6 protein-coding genes and 1 pseudogene are annotated in these 7,305 nt (G+C 67.1%); 3 read left to right on the top strand and 4 right to left on the bottom strand.

Going from position 1 to position 7,305, the window contains the following annotated elements; translation table 11 throughout:
- Positions 1-214, top strand: a 214-nt coding sequence (locus N177_RS21950) for a hypothetical protein (protein WP_210163425.1), incomplete at its 5' end; no start/stop codon positions are given.
- Between the two features lie 139 nt (positions 215-353).
- Here the strand turns inward: N177_RS21950 and N177_RS04160 are convergent.
- Positions 354-1,142, bottom strand: a pseudogene (locus N177_RS04160) (integrase core domain-containing protein); the annotation flags it as partial.
- Positions 1,143-1,273: 131 nt separating this feature from the next.
- Here N177_RS04160 and N177_RS04155 point away from each other — a divergent pair.
- Positions 1,274-2,419: an iron-containing alcohol dehydrogenase gene (locus tag N177_RS04155; protein ID WP_023430987.1), complete on the top strand. Its 1,146-nt coding sequence runs from the start codon at positions 1,274-1,276 to the stop codon at positions 2,417-2,419.
- Between the two features lie 88 nt (positions 2,420-2,507).
- Positions 2,508-2,654 carry a hypothetical protein gene (locus N177_RS21575; protein ID WP_023430986.1) on the top strand — a complete coding sequence of 49 codons (147 nt, stop codon included), beginning with the start codon at positions 2,508-2,510 and terminating at the stop codon, positions 2,652-2,654.
- A gap of 937 nt (positions 2,655-3,591) precedes the next feature.
- Here N177_RS21575 and N177_RS04150 read toward each other — a convergent pair.
- The 3 genes from N177_RS04150 to N177_RS04140 form a co-directional block, all read right to left on the bottom strand.
- The gene (locus tag N177_RS04150; protein WP_023430985.1) at positions 3,592-4,239 is read right to left on the bottom strand and encodes a GntR family transcriptional regulator; all 648 of its coding nucleotides are present in this window, start codon (positions 4,237-4,239) and stop codon (positions 3,592-3,594) included.
- A gap of 101 nt (positions 4,240-4,340) precedes the next feature.
- A complete protein-coding gene (locus tag N177_RS04145) occupies positions 4,341-5,714 on the bottom strand; it encodes an MmgE/PrpD family protein (RefSeq protein WP_023430984.1) in 1,374 nt (457 codons plus the stop codon).
- 41 nt (positions 5,715-5,755) lie between these two features.
- Entirely contained in the window at positions 5,756-7,273 is a 1,518-nt protein-coding gene (locus tag N177_RS04140; protein WP_023430983.1) for a tripartite tricarboxylate transporter permease, read from the bottom strand.
- Positions 7,274-7,305: the final 32 nt, after the last annotated feature.

Here is a 7,305-nt window from a genome sequence, read left to right as displayed (position 1 = left end):
CCATCCCGAGCATGCCTTCGCCTGCACCCACCTCGCCGCTCTCATCAAGCACGGCGAGCTCACCGCCTTCGGCCGCACGGCGGAAACGCTCACCGCGGAAGCGCTGAGCGGGCTTTACGACACGCAGCTCGCCGTCAGGATCATCGACGGGTGGGCGAGCTGCGTGCCCCGGCTGAGCACGCCGTTTTCAAGCTCGAGTTCGACCAACTACTAAAGTGGCGCGCTCGGCTTCCCCGTCGAAAAGCTGCGACTGCTTTCGCAACGAGGCTCGCTCGAATGTACGACCGGTTTGGGCGCGGAGCTGTCAGTGGAGAAGGGTTATAAGTCGGATCACGATCGGACTCGCGGCAAGTTTCGATATATCTCAGATCGTAGCGCATGAAGCTGACGAGCCAGATGCCGTCGTCGACTTCCTTGATTCCGAGCCTCTGGCCGGCGAGCACGGTCGAGACGTTGATTTTCTTCTTCATCATGCAGATGCGGCCGCAGGCGGTGACCATGATGTCCTTGTCGTGCAAGGGATAGGTCAGCTCCGGCAGGCCCTGGCAGGGGCGTGACGAGGGCGAATGGATCTCGGCCGGCGTCTTCATGGCGAGCGCTTCGTGCGGCCGCTCCTCGTTGAATTCGCTCAGGAACGCATCGGATCGAGCCTGTTGCTGCAGGATGTTGACGCCCGGTGGGCGGGTCGCCTCCTTCTTCAGCGTCAGATGCATGCGCTCGTGCCGGCCGTTCTGTTGCGGATGGCCCGGCTCGATGCGCTCGATGGTGATGCCCAGCCTCAGCCACCAGACGGAAAGCCGCGAGAGGTTGTAGAGCCCGTTCGGGCTGGCGAAGGGAACCCCGTTGTCGCTCCTGATCCCGTGAGGCAAGCCACGGTCCCTGAACAGCCGCGCGAAGGCTTCGATGACCGGCGCCTCGCGGACCGATTCGAGCGCTTCGGCGAGGAGCAGGTAGCGCGAAGCCTGGTCGGTGACCGTCAGGGGGTAACAGTAGCGGCCATTGCCGAGCTTGAACTCGCCCTTGAAGTCGGCGCACCAGAGATCGTTGGGACGGACGGCTTGGGTGAGCGGGGTGCCCCCAGCCTTCGCCCGGTTCCTCCTGCGGGCCTGGCTCACGAGGCCATGGCGGTCGAGCTCCGCGTTCTCCGGTTGGATGAGCGGCCGATTTTTCGTAGACATCCGGTACCGCAGACTGAGCACGAGACGGGTGGTTGCCGGTCGGCACCCGTGCGGTCAGGCGACCGCCTCCTGTCCGACCTGAAGGCACCGCCGAGATGTCGATCATCCAGTATCTGACCACCATCCGCTTCGAGTTCGGCGCGACCGCCGCCATCGCCGACGATGTGCGCGAACTGAAGCTTCGCCGCCCTCTCGTCGTGACCGACGCCGGCGTCGCGGCGGCGGGCATTGCTGCGCAGGTGGCGGCGGCAACGGGCCTGCGGGATCTTCCCACGTTCACCGGAACGCCGGCGAACCCGACCGAGGAAGCGGTCGAGCTGGCGCTCGCGACGTATCGCGAAGAACGATGCGACGGCCTGGTGGCGATCGGCGGCGGCTCGCCGATCGATCTGGCGAAGGCGGTGGCGCTCCTTGCGGCGCATCCCGCGCCGCTGTCGCAATATGCCGCCAATGCTGGCGGCGTCGGCCGGATCGGGCCCGACATGCCCCCGCTGATCGCCGTGCCGACCACCGCGGGAACGGGCAGCGAGGTCGGCCGGGCCGCGCTCATCACGCTTCGCGAAGGGCGGAAGCTCGGCTTCATCTCGCCTTATCTCATTCCGAAGCGCGCCATCTGCGACCCCGAACTGACGCTGGGCCTGCCGCGCGGCCTGACCGCCGCGACCGGCATGGACGCGGTGACGCACTGCCTCGAGACCTATCTCAGCCCGCGCATCAATCCGCCGGCAGAGGCGATCGCGCTCGACGGACTGCGGCGGGCGATCGGTCATATCGAGAGGGCCTGCAGCGACGGCAGCAACCGCGAGGCCCGCCACGAGATGATGATGGCTGCCCTCGAGGGAGGACTGACCTTCCAGAAGGGGTTGGGAGCGGTCCATGCCCTTTCGCATCCCCTCGGCGGTCTGAAGGAGCCCTCGCTTCATCACGGGACGCTGAACGCGGTGCTGCTGCCGCCCGTCCTGCGCATGAACGAGCCTGCGGCGAAGACGAAGTACGCCGCCATCCGCCGGACGCTCGACCTCGCACCGGACGCCGACCTCGCCGACTTCGTGACGCAGCTGAACGCCCGCCTGGGCCTGCCCGCGGACCTTCGCAGCATGGGCGTCGACGAGGCGATCCTCGCCACGATCCCGGACGCCGCGATGCAGGACCATTCCCATGCGACCAACGCCCGGCCTCTCGGCCGGGAGCAATACGAGATCATCCTGAAGGAGGCGTTGGGCGCCCCATCGCACGCATGAGGTGCGAGAGGCCGCTCGGCCGGGCAGAGATCGCCGTGCACCACGTGCTCGCGGCCGCTCCCGACGACGCTTCTGGACACGATGACCAGTGTTTGCCGAAGCCTGGCCCGGCCCGGTGGCGCGGGATAGCGGCGAGCAGAATATCGGTTTGATGGAGTTCGAGCGACTGATCGACGAAGCCGGCGTCGACATGATCCAGCCGAACGCGGCGCCGACCGGCGGCATCACCGACTGACTCCGCATCCATGCGCTGGCCACGGCGCGCGGGGTGGCTATCTCGCCGTGGAACCTGCAGATGATCCATCTGCACATGGCGGCGGCCGGCTTGCGGGGAGCGGCAGGGCGATCCGGTCGTCCCGCTGAACCGCAGCACTGAGGATCAGAGCCTGTGTGTCGGAAAGCCGTGTCATCGTCGTCTCCATGTCGGGGACCCGCACGGTGCTGGCCCTTCTACGGGGATGAGCCCGCGAGCGCGCGGGCTGGACCCCGGGAGGCCTCCCTCACTCGGCGTACTCGCCCTCCCGGAAGGCGCTGCCGGTGATCCCCTTCAAGAAGCTTGCGTATTGCTCGAACGTGCCGACATGGGCCCAGCCGACCTCCTCCGGGCTCGTGGCGATGGTCGTCGCTGAGCGCCTGGAGCCTTGCGAGCATCGCGTCGATCTCGGCCTTCTTCGCGAGGAAGGAGGCGAGTGCCCCGGCGTCGTCCGTGGCGCGGCGGGTCATGTCCGGCTTCCCTTGCGATCGTCCGTGACAGCACCGTTCGCTCTGCCCGCGGCGCTTATCAACCCGGTATGCGCCTGCCGCAGGAGAATAATCCGGCCCGGAGGGATGTGGCATGAGCGGACGCTCCATCCACCCGTAGCTTCCCAGGGACTCCCGTAAGCACCAGGTGGATGGGCTTCGGCCTATGGGCGATGGGCGGAGACCGAGAAGAACCTCAAGGAGATGCCCACCCCCCTGAAGACGCCGGCCGGCTACGTCCCGCCGCCGCCCGGCTCGCCATCGCCAACAAGAACCCCGAGCCGATGCCGAAGTTCATGGCCGAGCTAGAACTGTCGTCCGCCTCCCGCAGCCGCGTCACCGCCATCCCCTCGCTCCGGCCCAAGCCGGGGAAACGATCACCGGATTCGAAAGAGAGCTCGTCGATTGTGGTAACGCGGTGAGTCCGTGACCTAGATCTGGTCGAACAGGAGCTTGAGCCGCGCCTTTCCGGCGTGGTGGATGTGATAGCGCGCCGCGGCCTCCGCGCGGTCGGCATCGCGATCGGCGATCGCATCGAGAATGGCCTTATGCTCCTCGTACACTGCCGCCGGTCGGCCCTCCATCTGGAAGGTCGTGCCGGGCACGAGGCCGAGGAAGTCGGCAAGCCGCGTCAGTGCCTGCTCCGAATAGCGGTTGTGGCCGGCGCTGCTGATCGCCAGGTGGAAGCGCTTGTTGAGGATGGCGAGCTGTGGCGGGTCGTCGAAGAGAACCCGGCTGCCGTCGAGGAGCTCGCGCAGGGACTCGATCTCCGGTTCCGAAGCGTGCTGGGCGGCGAAGCGCGCGGAGGCTGCCTCCAGGAACTCGCGGAGCGCGTAGAGCTCGATGACCTGCTGGCGGTCGAGCTTCGCGACGGTGAAGCCGCGACCCGGGCCCATGACGAGCTGGCCTTCCGAGATCAGCCGGTTGATGGCCTCGCGCACGGGCGTGCGGCTGACGCCGACGACCTCCGCGAGTTCCGCCTCGCGAAGCCTGGTGCCGGGCCGCAGGCTGCCCTCCCGGATCCTGGTCTTGATCCAGTTGTAGACGAGGTCGGCGCGGGGGATCCCTGAATTGTCCATCGGAGGACCCTGATTCGAAGCCGCGGATCGGTGGGAGATCCCGCAATATCCGAGACCGGCGAGGCCGTCGACCAAAAGAGAGGTCGACGGCCATCTTGCGCTTACGCCTGCAGGAGCGGCCGCAAGCTGGAGAGATCCTTCAGCGTCTCGATATTCAGGAGCGAGTCGATGAGCCGGTCGCTCGTCTCCTGGCCGACATGTGGCTCCATCAGGTCGCGCGCCTTGGCGACGACCTCGTCGCGCGTCATCCTGTTGGCCGGCGTACCTTTCACGGCGATCGTGTGATGGCGAAGCTCGCGGCCGCTCTTCGTCCTGACGCTCATGATGGCCTGCCGCGCCGGCCGCGCCTCGGTCAGCTCCGGACTGTAGACGAGGTCGATGCGGCGGCGGATCTCCTGCACCGCGGGGTCGTTCATCCGGTCGTAATCGTGCGCGGCCTCGAAGGTCAGCCCGCGGTCGACGAGGGCGAGGGAGACGAGCTGCTGAACGTTGACGTTCGGCATCGGCCGGTTGTCGACGAGGTGGGCTCGATCGTCCGGCATCTCGAGCGTGATCGCCTCGACATCGTCGGCGCTGAGGCCCTCGGTTTCCATCAGGATCGTCACCGCGTCGAGCACGGCCTGGCAGGGCGAGCCGACGCACCACTTCTTGATGCTCGCCTCCAGGATCTCCCAGCGCGAGCCGAGCCCGTCGATCAGCGCGTCGGGCTGGGGGTCGTCTGCGAAAGCGGAGAAGAAGTTGAGGTAGCCCGACAGCGCATCGTCGACGCCGGTGCATCCGTGGGCGACCATCGTCGCCGCCGACAGGGCGTTCCGCGCCGTCATGCCGCCGAAGTCGAACGCCTTCTCGATGTGCTGGTCATCGCGGATCCAGCACTGGACGCCCGACGCCTGTTGCACCGTGTAGGAGAGCTGGTGCTGCACCTGCAGCTGCGTCTCCTGCATGAGAGCGGCGGCGGCGGCCGACGCCCCGAAGAGCGTGCCGACGCTGTGCGTGCTGTGACCGCCGGAATAGACCTTGCGCGGACCCATCGAGTAGTTGAAGCGGACGCCGACGTCGTAGCCGAGGATGACCGCCTTGAGGAGATCGGCGCCGCTGCGGCCCTTCAGCTCGGCCGCCGCCAGGGCGCCAGGGACGACGCCGCAGCCCGGATGGAAGCGGGCGCCGAGGTGGGAGTCGTCGGTTTCGTCGGCATGGCCGTGCATGCCGTTCGCGAGGGCGGCGTTGACCGGATTGTTGAGGGTCTTGGAGCCGATCACCGTGCACTGCGGCGCCCCGCCGAGGGAGTCGACGTAGGAGATGGCGATGCGGCCGGGCTTCAGCCTCGCCCCCGAGACCATGGCGGCCACCGTGTCGAGCAGGTGGTGCTTGCCCTTCTCCACGACCTCGGCCGGCGGCTCGGCCCGCAGCGCCTCGAAGATGTAGGCGCTCAGCCTCTCCATCACCGGCGATACCGGCTCGACATTCACGTTCATTCTGGGGTCTCCATGGGGTTCTGGTTGTGTGGAGGAGGCGCTCACGGTGCCGGATGCCTCCCGCCGGCGGCGGCCCGCCGCTTCTTCACCTGGTTCCAGATGAGCGGGCCGAACAGCATCGCGAGAAGCAGTGCCCAAAGGAACAGGGCGAGCGGCCGTGTGAAGAAGATTTCGGGCGAGCCGAAGCCCATTCGCAGGCCCCGGTTGAGATGCGCCTCGAAGACTGAGCCGAGGATCACGCCGAGCAGCAGCGCCACGACGGAGTAGCCTTGCTTCTTCGCGACGTAGCCGATGACCGCGAAGAGCAGCATGATCCCCATGTCGAACACGTACTGGTTCGTCGCGAAGGAGCCGATCAGACAGAACACGGCGACGACCGGGATCAGCACCTTCACCGGAATGAGGGCGAGCCGGTAGGCGAACCAGGCGATCACCGAGCCGATCACGAACATCAGCGTCGCCGCGAGGAACTGCGACCACAGGACGGCATAGGCGATGTCGCCGTGGCGGGCGAAGAGACGCGGGCCGACCTCCAGGTTGTGGTAGGCCATGATGACCAGCATCACGGCGCCGGCGGAGCTGCCGGGGATTCCGAGCGTCAGGAGCGGCACGAGCGTGCCGCCGACGCAGGCATTGTTGGCGCAGTCGGTCGCGACGAGACCCCGCTTCGAGCCTTTGCCGAACTCCTTTCGCTCCTCCGGCGGCGCGAGCGAGATGGCCTGCTGGTAGGAGAGGAAGGACGCGATCGTGGTCCCCGCCCCCGGCACGACTCCGACGAGAATGCCCGTGATCGCGGAGCGCAGCACGACGAAGGGCAGCTTGATCGTCGTGACGAAGCCTTCCCAGAGGGAGGCCAGCGTGATCCTGATGCTGCGGTCGACCTTGGGGTTCTCGACGCCCGCCTCCATCGCGAGAAGAACCTCGGAGAAGGCGAGAAGCCCGATCAGGACCGGAATGACCGGAATGCCGTCATAGAGATAGACGATGTCGAACGTGCCGCGGAACGAGCCCCACATCGGGTCGGTTCCGGTGGTGGCGATCAACAGGCCGAGGAAGCCGAAGAGCAGCCCCTTCAGGAGGCCGCCGCCGGAGATCTGGGCGATCGCCGTGATGCCGAAGAGCACGATGATGCAGATCTCGACGGAGGAGAACTTCAGCGCCACCTGAGCGAGCATCGGCGTCGCCGACAGCGTGGCGACGCCCGCCAGCATGGCGCCGAACATCGAGGCGGTGACCGCCATCCCGAGCGCCTGCCCGCCCTGCCCGCGCAGCATCAGCGGATGCCCTTCGGTGGCGGTGATCGCGCCCGAGGCGTCCCCCGGCATGTTCAGAATGATGGAAGGGTAGGAATTGCCGACCTCGCCGCCGGCATAGAGGCTGATCGAGAAGATCAGTCCGATTTCCGGGGGCAGCGTCACCAGCACCGGGAGCAGAACCGCGAGCATGCCGCTGCCGCTGAGGCCGGGTATCGCACCGATGAACATCCCTGCCATCAGGCCGGCCGGGACGGCCCATGCCGCAGGAAGCAGGAGAAGCAGTCCCTGAATGGCGTGTTCCATGGAGCCCTATGCGCTTCCGTTATTGTCGTCCG

The sequence above is a fragment of the Lutibaculum baratangense AMV1 genome (genome assembly GCF_000496075.1).
Classification (GTDB): domain Bacteria; phylum Pseudomonadota; class Alphaproteobacteria; order Rhizobiales; family Tepidamorphaceae; genus Lutibaculum; species Lutibaculum baratangense.
Note: the sequence above shows the minus strand (reverse complement) of the source record. Positions and strands in the feature narration are given on the sequence as shown.